A 16,230-nucleotide genomic window follows, 5' to 3' on the forward strand; every position below is an offset into this window, starting at 1 on the left:
GTGTGGTTTTTATAAATACCAGAGGGAAAATAGTGGTAAAAGCTTTTCCTTGTCACTCCGACGTAGGAGGAGTCTATTCCCTGACCAAACGTTATTTCTAAATCATTTTTCCTGAAAATCATAAAGTCATCAAATAAGCAATCAAAGCCTTTTTATCCTCCTTATTCAAATCCATCCCAAATTCATGGCCTTTGACCGCTTTGGTCTTGACATCATGAGGCTTAAAGCCTGTAGGCACATAATCATCCTCCAATCTTGCCGCATCAAAAAGGTCTTCCAATTTGGCCAATGAAGCATCATGCAGAAAAGGCCCTCTGTACCACAAACCCAACAATGATGGGATTTTGTAATAACCTGTTCCCCTCCTTGTCTTCATCGTGTATCCATGGTCTGTACCCACCGATATATCAAAAATGTCATATTTGTCATAATGCTCCTCAGGAACTTCAAAACCATCAGCAGGTGTCAATTTGTTGTTGGTAAACAAAGGCGGGGTATGACAAGTGACACAGCCTTGTTCTGCGAAAATAATTTTTCCTCTTTCGCTTATGGCTGATGATATATTTGGGTTTTCGGGTGGAGTCAATGAATACACATACTTGGCAAGTGCGTAAAGCTGTGCATCCGAGTGTCTATCATGGGTTCCCGGGAAAAATATGGGCTTGCCACTGTTGAGCCTTTCTATGGTCAGGCCAATGGGATTGTAATCCCCGTAGAAATTCAGAAAGTCCAAGGCCTGGTTCATGGCAATATACCGCATCATATCTTCGATGTTCCTATGCTGCCCCAAACCACCATGGTCCAGGTATTTCCTGTCCTTGACTCCAATCAGATTTGGTGCTTGCGGCGGAAAAAGGATACTTGTTCCTTGCCTACCAAATGCTCCTTCGGGTACTGCCTTATAAGCTTCAATTATAGCTTCTTTCCCTCTGGCAAGAAGTTTACCATGCGGATCACCCTCAACCCAGGGACTTCCAAACAATGCATTGGTAACCCCCTGCACCGCCTTTTCCGAAGCATCATCGGATTCCATGGCAAAGGCAAAAGCCTTATCACCAGGCCAGTTTCCCTGTGCACCTTTTAGCAATGACCCATCATCCATCACCCGGGTATGACACATGGCACAGGACAAATTCCCTAAATATACTTTCCCTTTTCCTGCCACCACCCATTGGGCAAAGGGCATGATTCCTTCGGGTGTTATTGGCATATCAGTAGCCGTGTAAAAATCCCTATTGCGAACATGCTGTATATTGATCACAGCGCCCAAAGTATCTATGGGATAATCAAAAAGCAATTCCCCAGCCTTGATATAATCCTCCTCTGTCAGCAATTTGCTTTCATCCAATACAATCTCCGCTTCTTGTTGATTCAGCCATTCCCAGTATCCCTCCGGTTCATGGTCGGGATGGTACACCGGATAGGTTTTGTAAATGACCCTTTCAGGCAGGTTGTAGTAAAATTCCTCTGAAACCGGTTGGGCCGAGAATTCGGGATTGGAATTGGGAAGCTCCCAGTCCTTTATAGCTTCATCAGTCCAGATGCGGGGAATGTCCACGTAGATGAATTTTACAATTTGATCCAGTTTGGGATTGGCTACAAAACCCAAAATCGGAATTGCAAAAAAAAGCAATGACCAAAATTGCAGGTAATTGAATCTGTGTTTTGTCTTCATGTCCTTCACTGATTTTTAATTGATAATCAATCCTTTATCCAATTTAGATAATTCAAACAAGACAACAAATGACATGAGTGAAATAATGAAGGTGGGCCTTTTTTGATTTGCACAATTTTGACATTTTTTAAAAATCAATCTTATAATAGAATATCGGAAGAAATCCCAACTGATAATTCGGTATAATGGATTTTTCAGGATCGGGATTCTCGATATCATTGGGAGCCCAGGTAAGGTTCAGCACATTTTTGGTCCCCAATATATTGATCAGATCCAAAGCAATTTCATGGCTAAAGGTTTTGGTATTGATCCTGTAATTGATCCGAAGGTCTGCCCTAAAGTAAGGATCAAACTGAAAGGAATTTCTGGTGGCATCCTCAAATATCACCTCCTGTGCCTCTTGGGTCCGCGCTACGTCCACTGGCCCATATCTTCTACCACCCGCTGTTGTAAGATTGGTTCCAACACCAATGAGTCCCCTTCTTGTCTTAAACTCCTTGGTTCCCAACAAATTGAAGGCATAATTCCCATTGAATTCCGTATCTCTCCATATCCCATCACTTCCTTTGTACAGGGCTTCAAACAGCGACCCGGTAAATAAAAACATATAGCCTTTGCTATAGTATTTTTCCAAAGTCAGCTCTACTCCATAATTTTCACCTAGGCCGTCATTGACCAACCCCACTTCGGGGAAAAGCCTGTTGAAACTCGCGCCGGTATTCAACAAGGAAAAGGAAGAAGGGCGGTTTTCTACAGGTACATTGCTGAGGCTTTGGTAATACGTCTCCAGCTTCATCCTGACCTGTGTCCCCAAAATCCTGTCATATCCCAATACCAAATGTTTGGACCTTGTGAAATCCATATTCCTGTTGTGCTGTATGAAACCGGCATCAGGTCTGCCTTCATCCGTAAATTGATAAAAGTAGGTGTAAGGAGATTGGATTTGGCTGTGCATTCCCAATCCAAAATTGATCCCTTGGTTATTTGACAAACGCCAGGTCAGGCCTGCCCGGGGTTCGATAATGGACCAACTGTTGGTCAAAGAAAAATACTGACTGTGCAATCCTGCCACAAAAGACACTTCATCATTGACCTTGTGTTTCCATTGAACATAAGGCTGTGCAAGGACTGCTGCATCGCCCTCGGTGGTCCATCGGTAGGCCCAAGGGCTAGTATCAAATTGTAATTGACCTCCTCCCGGATTGGGTCGAATGGTCACCTGCCGTGCAGAATCGAGGAAGTTATACTGAAAGATGTCATTTTGAAATCCATAATTGATGGTATTCTTGTTATCTACTTTTTTGAAAAAACTCAAAACCTGGGAGTATTTGTTCGTCGTAAAATCATACCCCAAGATCGGAGGCATAGCCTGGATATTCAGAAACCCGTCTGGCTTCACTGTTCCAACTATATAATAATGGTCTGCCGAAACATTTTCCTGAGATGCGGCCAATGTGGCTTTCATAAAGGTGTTATTTTTCAGGATTTTCTCATAAGATACCCCAAGTACCCCCATCCTAGATCCAAAATATTGGTCTCTGTCCTTTTCTCCATAGAGGTTTCGGTCAGCAATGTTTTCTTCAGACACCTTAATGGCGATATCACTTTTGCCTCCCACTGCAAATACAGACAAATTTCCATTGTTCTTTGTGGGGAAATTTACCTTGAAAGCGAAGTCCTGATACTTGGGTATGGCAGTAGTGCCTACATCGATGCCCAAAGCTGTAAACAACTGCAAGCTGGAATACCGATACCCGACGAGATAGGATGATTTCTTCTCTTTATTTATGGGGCCTTCCAAGAATAGTTCTGCACCCATAAAACCCAACTGAAAGCTTTTTTCATGGTTTTCATTGTTGCCTTTTCGGAATTTCAGGTCAAAAACTCCTGACACTGTATTTCCGAATTCCGCCGGAAATGCACCTGTATAAAAATCAGAATTGGCCAGGATTTTATTGTTGATGATATTGACAGGACCTCCTGCTGTACCTGCTGCACCAAAATGGTTGGGATTGGGGATATTGACACCTTCCAATTGCCAAAGGACAGAACCCGGTGCATTTCCTCTAATCACAATATCATTTCTGGAATCATCCGCACCTTGCACCCCTGCAAAGTTTGAAGCCATACGTGCCGGGTCTCCCCTACTGCCGGCATACCGGTCAGCCTCCTCGACTGTGAATGCCCGGGCGCTGACGATGGCCATTTCGTTTTGTGCTTCGCCTGACCGGGTGGCCCTCACAACCACGTCTGATAACGAAATCGCCATTTCCTCCATACTCACTTCCAATATCAGTTCTTTTTGAGAAGTAAGGATCAGGTTACTCAACACTACGTCCTTGTATCCCATAAAACTGAACTTGAGATTGTGCCTCCCCAGTGGCACTTCTTCCAGCCTGAAATATCCATCTACATCCGTCACAGTACCGACCAGTTTGTCCAGACCGTCATCAGCGAGCAAAACTGTCACCCCAATCAGGGAATATTTAGCATCCGTATCGATCACCCTCCCCCTTATGGTCTGGGTGATGGATTGTGCAAGGAGTAAGTGCAGGGAGAAGCACAACATCACCGTGAGAAACAATGCCTTTTTGTTCATAGAGGTATAGAATGATTTTAGGGTTTAATTTTCAGGTGCCTGATTAAAAATCAGGGTTTTAATTTTCCAATTGTCTTGGTCATCTTTCATCCAATGGGTCAGTGTTCTTGCTTTGAAGGTCCAGGTGCTCTGATCATTCCTTACCCAATCAACCTGAAACTCTCCCCTTTCAACAAGGTCCTCTCCTGATGGTGTCAATTCCAGAATCTTATGTTGGTATTCACTCGAAATGTTTCCTGAAAAAAGAAAATCATAAAATGCTGCAATCTTATCCCGACCTTTATTCACAGGAAACTCCGGTGCTACATTCCAACCATCCTCCAAATAAACGGAGGCACAGGAAACAGCGTCCTGCTTATGCCATGATTCTATAAATTCTTCCCAAATTGATTCAATTTCAGTTTGGTGATTTTGCTTCAAATTGATTGGAGAGGAACATGAAACGATGATAAAAAAAAGAAGCAAATTGAAGGTGATGGGTAATGTCTTTGAATATAAACACATAATCATCTGGATATAGGTCTATTTATGCTCTAAATTTAGAATTTTACCTTTGATAAAATCAAATCTCCAAAATTTTTTATTTGCATATCCTACAAATTCAATAGTTAAGTTTAGTCCTAAACAATAATAGGTGGACTGAATGCTGTCCTCTTATTAAATTTTCCTGATGAGGTAATTGTTGTGCCAAATACCAGTTTAACTATTCAAATGCAGCTTCTTGACTAAATTTTTGATATTGTATCCTTTGGAGGAATAACATGTGTAATTCCTTCCCCAAATTGTTGACTTAAAAACATTAATTCATACTATGCCATCAAATTTGATCACCAAGGTAAAGAAATGTCCAAAAAGTATGACACTACCGGTAAAGAAAAGAAAGACAAGAAAGATAAAGACTAAGCTTTTTGAACCACTAAACACAAAGCACCGGCATGTTGCCGGTGCTTTTCTTTTTTGTTCCAATAAACAAACATTTAACAGTTTTATCTGCCGGTTTCTTTGATAAAGTCAGCCAGATCTTTTTTGAATTTCTCCAGAGAAGGCATGTGGGTGTAAAACATATGACCTGCTTCATAGTAGGTCATGATGATATTGTCTCTGAGTTCCGGTCTTAGGTTCATTTGATCAATGGTATGTTCCACTCCATAGAACACGGTAGCCAGATCATAATAACCGTTCATGAACAATACTTTGACATTGGGATCTTTGTTCATGGCATCTGCCATATCAATAGCCGTATTGACCGAAATCATGCTTCCCCAGCCTTCATTTCCCTTATGGGACCAATCCCATTTAAAGCCAGGTGCAGTGTATGCTGATGTCCTGTATGTCAGATCCTTGCTGACTCCAAGATCCCGGTGCAAATAGTCCAGAAAACCTGCTGTATAAGCCGGGGAAATGGCATCACTTTGTGGGTCAGTGATGGCATATTGATTTTGGGGAGAAGGATTAATCCCCTTAAATCTGGAATCCAAGCGGCCCACAGTCATGCCCTCTTCCCTGAGCAATTCATTGAAAAACTCCCTTGCTGTCATTCTCAGGTTATTTCTTTTCCAGATATCTTTAGATATACCTGCGTATTTTTCCATTTTTTCGGCAACACTGTTTTTTTCTGCATCACTTAGCCTGCTACCTTTAAACAAGGCCGGTAAATATTCCTGCTCTGTAAATTCCCTCACTTCATCGACAAAGGCTTCCAGATTTGGATTCTTGTTTGGCAGCTTGTCATGATACCAGGCTGTAGTGGCATAGGAAGGGAAATGTACAAGGTATGAAGTGCTTTCCTGGACAGGGAATGCCAAAGACCTCAGATCAAAAACCGAGGATACCATGACCACACCGTTGAGTGCAAATCCCTTGTCCAACAGATACTTCATCACTCCTGCATTTCTCATCGTTCCGTAACTTTCACCCAATAAATACTTGGGTGATTGTAAGCGGTCATATTCTTTAAGAAATTGCATGATAAATAAACTGATCGCGCGGATATCCTGGTCCACTCCCCAGAAATCCTTTCCTTCCGCTTTGCCGATAGGCTTACTTAGTCCGGTACCAATTGGATCCATCATGACCACATCCGCCACATCCAAAATCGAATAGTCATTGTTGACCAATTGATAAGGTGCTGCAGGAGTGTAACCTGGATCCTCTACCACAATCCTTTTGGGCCCCATTACGCCCATGTGTAACCAATAGGAAGATGACCCGGGGCCACCGTTGTAGGAAAAGATGATGGGTCTTTTGGAAGGACCGTCTTCCTTGAAATAAGCCGTAAAGCCATGAAGGGCTATTGGTTCATTGTTTTCATCCCTGAGTTGAAGTGTACCCGAACGGGTCTTCAGAGAATGGGTCACATTGTTGATTCGAACAGTTTGGGTTGAAGTAAAAACTTCTGCTTCGGGAATTGCTTTATCTGTTGCCTTTTCCTGTGCCACCAAATGGACTTCAAAAAAGACAAACAGACATAGGATCAATATTAATCTTCTCATAAATAATTTTTTTGTTGAATGATGCTTAAAGCTAAATAAATTCGTGAATACCTCCATCCGGTTTTTGATAAAGGTCAAATGACGGATTTGAAAACTCTTTAAAAGTGAATTAAAGGCTTGCCACATGGGAAACCATGTTGTTTATCCGTATCACAATCGATTACAAACGGATACAAACGAATGATACCCGACTAATTTTCGTCCCTTAATCCAAATTTGATGAGTTGCTTTTAATCAGTCAGGCAACAGGAATCTTTAATTCAAACCAAAACAAAAAACAACATGAACAGAATGAGAAATCAGGTACAGCTGGTCGGGAGATTGGGTGCCAAAGCAGAAGTGAAGCATTTTGAAACAGGTACAATCAAAGCAAATTTTAGGTTGGCCACCAAAGAAATTTTCAAAAACAACAAGGGGGAAAAAGTCGAAGAGACCACCTGGCACAATGTGGTCGCATGGGGCCTTCCGGCAGAAATCATCGAAAAATACACAGACAAAGGATCTGAAGTGATGGTAGGAGGAAAACTTGTAAACAGATCCTATAATGATAAAGACGGAAACAAAAAGTATGTTTCAGAAGTGCAAATTGACGAGGTGTTACTTTTGGGAGACAAAGTCACCTCCGTTTGAACTGACAGGTCAGCAGGAACCATTATCTGCTGACCTTTTTTCTAACTCATTGAAGCCGATTTGATTAGGGCCTTTAAGTTTCGAAAACCAAAAAACACATAAATACCAATTAAGTTAAAAGTTTTGCGATAGTATAAACAAAAGCACCTTTTTATGAGTAATTTTAAAGTTCGAAAGACCTATTAAACATGAAAAGAATAGCAGTTTACACTTCTGGTGGAGATGCTCCCGGAATGAATGCCTGTATCAGGGCAGTAGTTAGGACATCAATTTTTAAAGGATTGGAGATTTATGGAATCAGCTATGGTTATGATGGGATGATCAATGGAAATATCAAAAAGATGCATTCCCATTCCGTCAGCAATATTATCCAAAGAGGAGGCACCATACTCAAATCAGCTAGAAGTGAGCAGTTTAAGACCAAAGAAGGTAGAAAAAAAGCCTATGACCAACTTCGCACCAACGGTATTGAAGGATTGGTAGCCATCGGAGGTGACGGTACTTTTACAGGAGCAAAAGTATTTTTTGAGGAGTTTGGCATACCGGTGATTGGTTGCCCTGGTACTATTGACAATGATATTTATGGAACAGATTATACCATTGGCTTTGATACCGCAGTCAACACAGCACTGGAGGCCATTGATAAAATCCGGGATACGGCCGCAGCACATGACCGGATCTTTTTTGTAGAAGTGATGGGAAGGGACAGTGGCTACATCGCACTTGAATGTGGAATAGGTGGGGGTGCTGAATTTGTCATGGTACCTGAAACAGAAACAGATATCAAAAAAGTAGTGAAATCCCTTAAAAACCTTCGCAAAACCAAATCTTCAAGTATAATTGTGGTGGCGGAGGGAGATGAAGAAGGAAGTGCTAACCAAATAATGGAAAAAGTTAAAGACAAAATTCAAGATGAGGACAAGGAATTTAAAGTAACCACCTTGGGACATATCCAAAGGGGCGGAAATCCTACTGCCCGTGACCGTGTATTGGCTTCAAAGTGCGGGATGGCTTCTGTTGAAGGTCTGATTGATGGAAAATCCAACTGTATGGCGGGAGTGGTTAGTGGTGAGATTGTATATACTCCATTTGAAGATTGTATCAGCAAAACCAAACCTCTCAATGGAGACCACCTCAAACTTATCGAAATCTTAAGTATTTAAAACACAAAATGGGATACATTCCTTTAATCATCATCCTAGGCGCTGTGGTAGCCTTATTCTTTATGGTTGTCAATAATACCCTAAATGCAAAGAAAAATGCTATCCTTCAATTCCAGCATTCAATATTTGAAGGAATGGCCAAGCTAGGAAATCCAATCAATACCAAACCCGAAATTGACTTGAAAACTTTTGGATTGATAGAAGAGGAGTATAGAAAAACAAAGGCAAATCTTAGAGATGAACACAATAGAATTTTTGAAATAGAAGTTAAGTTACCCTTGCAATCTCTAAAACTCACCAAATCCCATTACAATAAATTAGTGGTAAAAAAACCGTACAGTTTTGTCGCCAGCTTAATGGGACATAAAACCATTTGAATTCTATAGGTTTTACTTATTACTTTCAATCCATGATGCTTCCTTTTTGACAAATTTCAATATTACATCAAAACGATCTGGATGAAACCATTTCATGTCAGGAATCCGCCTGAACCATGTCAATTGCCTTTTGGCATACCTTCTTGAATTTCTTTTCAATAGACGGACAGCTTCATCTTTGTCGTATTTGCCTTCCAAATACCCGAATATCTCTGAATAACCCACAGTTTGAAGTGCATTTAAATGGCGCAATGGAAAAAGTTTTTCCGCCTCTTCAAATAACCCGCTTTCAATCATCAAATCCATTCTTTGGTCTATTCTCTGATACAAATCATCCCTGTCTCTTTCAAGTCCAATCTTAATGATTCGAAAATCACGTTTACTTTGCTTTTTTTTCCTAAATGAACTGAATGGCTTTCCTGTTCCAATGCAAACCTCCAATGCCCTCATCAACCTTTGGGGATTGTTTTTATCCACTATATCATAATAAATTGGATCCGATTTCTGCAACTCTTCCTGAAGGTATCCGATTCCGTTTTCACCAAAATCCAATATCAGCTGTTGTCTTATAGAAGGATTGATATCAGGAATATCATCAAACCCATAACAGATGGCATCAATATACAAACCCGAACCACCGGTCATCAAAACCAGATCATGCTTTTTGAAAAGGTCTTGAAGTAGAGATATTGTATCCTGTTCGAATCTTTTAACATCAAATTCCTCATGTATTGAAAGAGAATTGATAAAATGATGCGGTACAGTTGACAACTCCTCCTGATTAGGTTTTGCAGTACCTAGAACCATTTCTTTATAAAACTGCCTGCTATCAGAAGAGATGATTTCTGTTTGAAAGAATTTGGCAAGATTCAGACAAGTTTCTGTTTTTCCCACTGCCGTTGGGCCTGCAATTACTAATAAATGTTTATTTTTCGGATCCAAAATTGAAAAAGAGGTTTGTAGAAGAATCAAAATTACCAATAAAATAAAATGAATAGCAAAAAGGTACTGATAGTAGATGACAATGCACTCAATAGAAGGGTTTTTGAGCACATCATCGGTCAATTATATCTTTTTGAAACTGCCGAAAATGGAAAGGTCGCACTGGAAAAATTAAAAGAAGGAAAGTTCGACCTGATTCTTATGGACATTCAGATGACTGTTTTGGATGGAATAAATACCCTGAAAATCATCAAAAATGAACAGATATGTTTGTGTCCCGTCATAGCCGTCTCCGCTTATGCCAACGAAAGCGATAGGGATTATTTTTTAGCTACAGGATTTGATGATTTTATTCCCAAGCCGATCAAACCAAAATTACTTTTGGAATGCATCGATAAACATATCAGGAAAAATGATCCCGTGCCTGAATCCAATACTGAGCAGGACACTGAACCTGAATTGAACCTAAAAGTGGTCAAACAATTGCTAAGATTCAACACCGCAGAGAATATCCGTTCTGTTTATGATGAGTTTGTGGAGGAATCTATGCAGATACTTTCAGAGATGGAAAGTCTGATATCAAAGGAACAATTTGCTGAAATTGGAGAAAAAATACATATCATCAAGGGTAATTCCGGAACTTTGGGTGCGTTGAAGGTATATATCTTCTGCCAGAAATTTGAAAAAGACATAAAAAGCCTCAATTTTGAAAATACCTTGGAAGAATTTCTATATTTGAAAACGCTTATCCAATCATTCAAATCCAAAATACAAACATCTCAATTGTTAAATCCATGACAGAAAGCAAAAAAGTTCTGGTCGCCGAAGACAGTTCCGTTATCATCAACCTGACAAAAAATGTGTTGATGTTTGAAAAATACAATATCACTGCCGTCAAAAATGGCAAACAGGTGTTGGACAAACTTTCCTCAGAGGATTTTGACCTCATACTAATGGATATCAATATGCCCGTGATGGATGGCATTGAATGCACGAAGGCCATCAGGGCTTTGGATGACAAGAAGAAATCAGGAATCCCAATTGTTGCCATTACAGGGAATTATAAAAATTATACCCTGGATGACTTCAAAAAAGCAGGTCTAAATGATTATATCCAAAAACCCCTTGACTACGATCATTTATTGGCAACCGTAAAAAAACATCTTTCAACAACGGAATAAACCGGAATGACCATTAAGTACACCAAAAATTTTCTGGATAAGCTTGAGAATCTATTTGCTTCTTCTGAATATATTTTGAGATACGAAAAGGGTAATTTCAAATCAGGGTACTGCATACTTAAAGATAATAAAATCGTTATCATCAATAAATATTATACCCTGGATGGCAAAATCAATACTTTGATTGATATCATCAAAGAAATCGGTTTTAGCACCAAGGATTTTTCGGGTAAAAAACTGCAGGATCTGATTTCAGAGCTTCAACAAACTGAATTAAAACTTTGAAAGTTACATTTTTAGGTACAGGCACTTCCCAAGGCGTCCCGGTAATCTGTTGTGATTGCCCGGTTTGCAGTTCCTTGGATTACAGAAACAAGAGACTCCGCAGCTCCATTCATCTTGAGATTGATGGCAAAAGCGTTGTCATCGATACCGGGCCTGATTTTAGACAGCAGATGCTCAGAGAAAAAATCCAGAAACTCGACTGCATTATTTATACCCACGAACACAAAGATCATACAGCAGGATTGGACGATATCAGATCCTATAATTTCCTTCAGAAAAAGGACATACCTATATACGGGACACAAAATGTACTTGGCCAAATCAAGAGGGAATTCTCCTATATTTTTGAAGAGGTCAAGTATCCCGGAGTCCCGTCTGTGGTCACCCATGAAATCACCAATGAGCCATTTGAAGCGGAAGGCATTCAAGTAATCCCAATTCAAGTGATGCATTACCGGTTGCCTGTATTCGGATTCAGGTTTGGCGATTTCACCTATATCACCGACGCAAAATATATCGATTATATAGAGCTTGAAAAAGTTAAAGGGACAAAAGTGCTGGTTTTAAATGCACTTCAGCAATCCCATCACATTTCCCATTTCACCTTGAAAGAAGCCATTGAAATGGTAAATTTTTTAAAACCTGACAGGGCATTTTTCACCCATATCAGCCATAAATTGGGGACACATGAAGAAGTGGAGAAAACAATGCCAACTCATATCCGTCTTGCCTATGACGGACTTCAAATAGAAATATAGCCATGCATTTTAATTACCATTTTTTGAAATTCCTGATCCCGGCATTAGAGAATAAATTTGTTGGTAAGGAAATCCTGGAATGTTTTTCCCAAAATAAAGATGAATTGGTAATCGGTTGTTCAGGACAAGATGAAGAAGCCTATATCCGGGCCAATCTATTGCCTTCCGTTTCATGCCTGGCCTTCCCTGATGGATTCAAAAGAAGCAAAAAAAACACCATCTCACTTTTTCCCGAATTGATAGGAAAAAAAATAACAGCTATTGATCTCATCAAATTCGAAAGGGCTTTCTTAATCAAGCTTTCTGATGGTAATTTACTGCTATTTAAACTTCATGGGACCCGAAGTAATATCATTTATTACCACTCCGGGTCAAAACTACCGGATCTCTTGTTCAGAAATGAACTCCGGGACGATAAAGAAATCCAAATAGAAGATCTTGCCAAAGTGCTGACACTGGATTATGAAACCTTCCGGTCCCTGGAAGGCAATGCCTCCAAATTCCTGCCCACTTTGGGAAAAATCCCCAGGGAGTGGCTGAAAAACAATGGCTATCCGGATGTTGGAATAGAAGGAAAATGGCAGTTAATGACATCGCTTTTGGATATGTTGGACAGTCCGCTCTATCATATTATCCGAAAGGGAAATGAATATTTGCTCAGTCTATTGCCATCACAGGATTCCTTGTTTCAAACCGAAGACCCTATCATAGCCTGCGATGAACTGTTCAGGTACAGGGTAGTCATTCAATCTTTTGAAAAGGAAAAAAACCATTGGCTAAAACAACTCGAGGATCAGAAAAAAAGAACAGCAGCATATATTCTGAAAACAAAACAGAAACTTGAAGCCTTGGAAAATGAGATTTCTCCTTCCCAAACCGCCGATATCATTATGGCCAACCTTCACCAAATAGAAAAGGGACAAGAGGAGATTGAACTGCTCAACTTTTACAGCGGGAAACAGGAACTTTTCAAACTCAAAAGAGAACAGAGTCCACAGAAATATGCTGAAAATCTGTACCGGAAATCAAAAAACAGAAAAAAGGAAACCGAGCAACTTTTTCTAAACCTGATTGAAAAAGAGAAACTTCTGGAGCAAACTACCTCATGGATAGAGGAAATAAAAAGATATTCCGATTTCAGGTCATTAAGGGATTTTATCAAAAGAAACCATCTGACCCCCAAATCAAAGGAACAGGAAGAACAGATACCCTACAAACGTTTTGAGATAGAAGGTTTTGAGATTTTGGTTGGCAAATCTGCCAAAGCCAACGATGAACTTTTACGAAATTTTGCATGGAAAGAAGACCTTTGGCTTCATGCCAAAGATGTATCAGGTTCGCATGTCCTCGTTAAACATAGATCCGGGATTAATTTTCCCAAAACAGTGATCGAAAGGGCTGCTGAATTGGCGGCATATTATTCCAAAAACAAAAATGACAGTCTCGCACCGGTCATTTATACCCCTTCAAAATATGTCAGAAAAATAAAAGGTTCTGCACCGGGGGCGGTAATGGTCGACAAAGAAAGTGTGTTGATGGTTCCTCCAAAAGGTCCTTAAGGTGGGAAGGATGAAGGATGAAGGATGAAAAAAGGATCGTCATACTGAGTCCCCAACATTTTAAAATGTTCAGAAAAGGTAATGACATCAAATCGGGCTGCAGACCTCTCTCCACGATAGCTATCGGGATCGAGGTGACAAGGCAAAGTCCTTTAAAGTATTGAATGCTATTTATAGTTCTAAACCATCAATATGAATATCTGTCATTGGTGGGCACGAAGGATCTCCAGAGGTTCTATTTATGTTTATATTTATCCATTGCTGATCCTAATGAGACCCTGCTCGGATTATGTCATTTGTAACCGGATTGGCTGGCTATATCGTTAAAACAAAAAAATAATGAACCACAAAAGAATACAAAAGTTACTGAATATCAACTTTTAGTGATTTAGTCTTGTGTTCCCTTTTGTCACTTTTGTGGTTCAAATAAAATTCCCTATGTTTTTTAAAAGTCGATTAGACCAACTATTTCAAAGATATCTTTTAATTCCGGGCTTCTTCGGTCTTCCGCCAAAAAGAAGAAACTTGCTAGATTCCCAACAAACCTATCTCTACTCCACAATATGTATTTTCATCATATTGGTTTTTCCTTTGGCTTTCAAGGGCATACTTGCGGTGTTGATGATAATGTCTCCTTTTTTGACATAACCTTCATCTTTGAGGTGATTTTGGATATCCATGAAAGTAGCATCCGTAGAGACATTACTCTCATAATAATATGCTCTTACACCCCAGACCAAGCTCAATTGATTCATAAGGATTTTGTTTCTGGTAAAGACAAGAAGATTTGCCAAAGGACGATAAGAAGCTAACCTCAAAGCAGTCATACCGGAAGTTGTAATTCCAACGATCGCTTTGGCACTCACATTTCTTGATAATCGGGCTGCCATCAAAGTAAGGTTTTTGCTCAAAAAATTAGGGTCATCCAGCGGTATCTTATAAAGATGGTGAAACACATCCGTGTTGTTTTCAATATAATGAATGATGCTGCTCATGGCTTTTACCGAATTGATGGGAAACTGACCGGAAGCAGTCTCTGCGGAAAGCATTACTGCATCTGCACCATCAAGTACCGCGGTGGCAACATCATTTGTTTCAGCCCTTGTCGGACGGGGATGGGTAGTCATACTTTCCAGCATCTGTGTAGCAATAATCACAGGCTTGCAGGCAAGTTTACATTTTTGGACTATTTTCTTTTGCCATAATGGCACTTTTTCCATTGGAACCTCAACCCCTAAATCACCTCTTGCGACCATGATAGCATCGGTCGCTTCAATTATCGAATCAATATTTTCAAGTGCTTCAGGTTTTTCAATCTTAGCGACTATTTTACAATGCTTACCTGCTTTCACTATTCTTTCTCTCAGATCGATGATATCTTCTGCCGATCTGACAAAAGATAGGGCAATCCAGTCCACTTCATTTTCTAATCCAAATGCAAGGTCCTCAATATCTTTTTCCGTAAGAGAAGGTGCCGAAACCCGGGTGTTGGGAAGATTGATTCCTTTTCTTGATTTAAGAATTCCTCCATGAATCACAACACATCTCACATTTTTGCCATCTGTGTTGTTAACTGCCAACTCTATATTTCCATCATCAATCAGGATCCTGTCACCTGATTTTACATCATTGGGGAGATTTTGGTACACAGTGCTGACCAATTCGGCGTTTCCGACAACAGGGTCATTGGTAATGGTGATTTTTTGTCCAGGCAAGATTTCGACCCCGTTGTTTTCCATCTCCCCTACCCTGATTTTAGGGCCTTGAAGATCCTGCAAAATTCCGATTTTGTTAGTAGTGGTTTCATTGATGGATCTGATCATTTTGATGACCTCGGTATGACCTTTATGATCACCATGTGAAAAATTCAATCTGAAAACATTTGCTCCAGCTTTGGCCAAACTGTTCAATACTTCCAGGTTGTTGGAAGCGGGGCCTATTGTTGCTAATATTTTGGTTTTGTTATAGGTTGCAATACTCATTTGTAAATAAGGGATTAATAGGTAAGTAAATTATCTTTTGATTTTAATTTGTAAATATCAAGTTTGACAACACTTTGAACAAACTGATTTCTCGAAAGATTGTCAATATAGTGATTTAAATCCATTTCAAAAGTGTAGTCCTGAAGCAAAAGAAAGTAGTCCATCATCTTTAGTTCAGGAATAAGATACAATGAATTTGATCCCTCTGCATATGACCTGTTTTTGAGAAGTTGTACAAAACCGTGTTCTTTTTTCTGAATATATTTAGAAATTTTCAGTGTTGCCTGATTCAACAGATCAAGTTCAAAATCTTCCGTTTTCACCAGTTTGGTTCCCAAAGAATGATTGATCAACCAGGCCATTTTATAATCTTTAACAGGCGCTACAAGACCTAAAAGATCAAAATCATATTGATGTTCGACTAATAATTTTGATTTCTTCATATTGGAAGAATTGAGTCAAACAAAGGTAAAAATAATCTCCCAACTTCAAGGTTCTCCCATATTATATTGATTTAGGTACCATATTTTTTTGGCAATAAGGTTTTAAATATATTTCTTTGCGAAGTGTTTTAAATTAAACTGATC

The 16,230-nt window shown here is 39.7% G+C and carries 15 protein-coding genes; 8 read left to right on the plus strand and 7 right to left on the minus strand.

The features are described 5' to 3' along the window. Nucleotides 1-118: 118 nt before the first annotated feature. The 4 genes from ACEW8O_RS12000 to ACEW8O_RS12015 form a co-directional block, all read right to left on the minus strand. The gene (locus ACEW8O_RS12000; RefSeq protein WP_373494868.1) at nucleotides 119-1,675 is read right to left on the minus strand and encodes a hypothetical protein; all 1,557 of its coding nucleotides are present in this window, start codon (nucleotides 1,673-1,675) and stop codon (nucleotides 119-121) included. A gap of 127 nt (nucleotides 1,676-1,802) precedes the next feature. Then, nucleotides 1,803-4,274: a carboxypeptidase-like regulatory domain-containing protein gene (locus ACEW8O_RS12005; protein ID WP_373494869.1), complete on the minus strand. Its 2,472-nt coding sequence runs from the start codon at nucleotides 4,272-4,274 to the stop codon at nucleotides 1,803-1,805. Between the two features lie 24 nt (nucleotides 4,275-4,298). Next, nucleotides 4,299-4,694: a hypothetical protein gene (locus ACEW8O_RS12010; RefSeq protein ID WP_373494870.1), complete on the minus strand. Its 396-nt coding sequence runs from the start codon at nucleotides 4,692-4,694 to the stop codon at nucleotides 4,299-4,301. 566 nt (nucleotides 4,695-5,260) lie between these two features. Then, complete coding sequence (locus ACEW8O_RS12015) at nucleotides 5,261-6,766, minus strand: S10 family peptidase (RefSeq protein ID WP_373494871.1); 1,506 nt, start codon at nucleotides 6,764-6,766, stop codon at nucleotides 5,261-5,263. Nucleotides 6,767-7,048: 282 nt separating this feature from the next. Between ACEW8O_RS12015 and ACEW8O_RS12020 the strand changes: the two genes are divergently transcribed. The 3 genes from ACEW8O_RS12020 (at nucleotide 7,049) to ACEW8O_RS12030 (ending at nucleotide 8,936) form a co-directional block, all read left to right on the plus strand. After that, nucleotides 7,049-7,396 carry a single-stranded DNA-binding protein gene (locus ACEW8O_RS12020; RefSeq protein ID WP_373494872.1) on the plus strand — a complete coding sequence of 116 codons (348 nt, stop codon included), beginning with the start codon at nucleotides 7,049-7,051 and terminating at the stop codon, nucleotides 7,394-7,396. 188 nt (nucleotides 7,397-7,584) lie between these two features. Next, nucleotides 7,585-8,559 (plus strand): 6-phosphofructokinase, encoded by a 975-nt coding sequence (pfkA, locus tag ACEW8O_RS12025; RefSeq protein ID WP_373494873.1) that lies wholly within the window; start codon nucleotides 7,585-7,587, stop codon nucleotides 8,557-8,559. A gap of 8 nt (nucleotides 8,560-8,567) precedes the next feature. Further along, on the plus strand, nucleotides 8,568-8,936 hold the full coding sequence (locus tag ACEW8O_RS12030; RefSeq protein ID WP_373494874.1) for a hypothetical protein: 369 nt from the start codon (nucleotides 8,568-8,570) through the stop codon (nucleotides 8,934-8,936). Between the two features lie 12 nt (nucleotides 8,937-8,948). On the opposite strand, the gene miaA is transcribed toward ACEW8O_RS12030, so the two are convergent. Next, nucleotides 8,949-9,878 carry a tRNA (adenosine(37)-N6)-dimethylallyltransferase MiaA gene (miaA, locus tag ACEW8O_RS12035; RefSeq protein WP_373494875.1) on the minus strand — a complete coding sequence of 310 codons (930 nt, stop codon included), beginning with the start codon at nucleotides 9,876-9,878 and terminating at the stop codon, nucleotides 8,949-8,951. 48 nt (nucleotides 9,879-9,926) lie between these two features. Between miaA and ACEW8O_RS12040 the strand changes: the two genes are divergently transcribed. Genes ACEW8O_RS12040 through ACEW8O_RS12060 form a run of 5 tightly spaced genes read left to right on the plus strand, consistent with a single transcriptional unit; the run spans nucleotide 9,927 to nucleotide 13,661 of the window. Continuing rightward, nucleotides 9,927-10,676 (plus strand): response regulator, encoded by a 750-nt coding sequence (locus tag ACEW8O_RS12040; protein ID WP_373494876.1) that lies wholly within the window; start codon nucleotides 9,927-9,929, stop codon nucleotides 10,674-10,676. Beyond that, nucleotides 10,673-11,059: a response regulator gene (locus ACEW8O_RS12045; RefSeq protein WP_373494877.1), complete on the plus strand. Its 387-nt coding sequence runs from the start codon at nucleotides 10,673-10,675 to the stop codon at nucleotides 11,057-11,059. Before ACEW8O_RS12040 ends, ACEW8O_RS12045 begins: the two co-directional genes overlap by 4 nt. 6 nt (nucleotides 11,060-11,065) lie before the next feature. Next, on the plus strand, nucleotides 11,066-11,344 hold the full coding sequence (locus tag ACEW8O_RS12050) for a hypothetical protein (RefSeq protein ID WP_373494878.1): 279 nt from the start codon (nucleotides 11,066-11,068) through the stop codon (nucleotides 11,342-11,344). Further along, nucleotides 11,341-12,102: an MBL fold metallo-hydrolase gene (locus tag ACEW8O_RS12055; RefSeq protein ID WP_373494879.1), complete on the plus strand. Its 762-nt coding sequence runs from the start codon at nucleotides 11,341-11,343 to the stop codon at nucleotides 12,100-12,102. Before ACEW8O_RS12050 ends, ACEW8O_RS12055 begins: the two co-directional genes overlap by 4 nt. Nucleotides 12,103-12,104: 2 nt before the next feature. Next, complete coding sequence (locus ACEW8O_RS12060) at nucleotides 12,105-13,661, plus strand: NFACT RNA binding domain-containing protein (RefSeq protein WP_373494880.1); 1,557 nt, start codon at nucleotides 12,105-12,107, stop codon at nucleotides 13,659-13,661. A gap of 551 nt (nucleotides 13,662-14,212) precedes the next feature. Here the strand turns inward: ACEW8O_RS12060 and pyk are convergent. Beyond that, a complete protein-coding gene (gene pyk / locus ACEW8O_RS12065; protein ID WP_373494881.1) occupies nucleotides 14,213-15,643 on the minus strand; it encodes a pyruvate kinase in 1,431 nt (476 codons plus the stop codon). Nucleotides 15,644-15,657: 14 nt separating this feature from the next. Beyond that, nucleotides 15,658-16,086, minus strand: a complete 429-nt coding sequence (locus tag ACEW8O_RS12070) for an IPExxxVDY family protein (RefSeq protein ID WP_373494882.1) — start codon at nucleotides 16,084-16,086, stop codon at nucleotides 15,658-15,660. Nucleotides 16,087-16,230 lie beyond the last annotated feature (144 nt).

Origin of the sequence: Aquiflexum sp. (assembly GCF_041749095.1) — a bacterium.
In the GTDB taxonomy this organism is placed as follows: Bacteria; Bacteroidota; Bacteroidia; order Cytophagales; family Cyclobacteriaceae; genus Aquiflexum.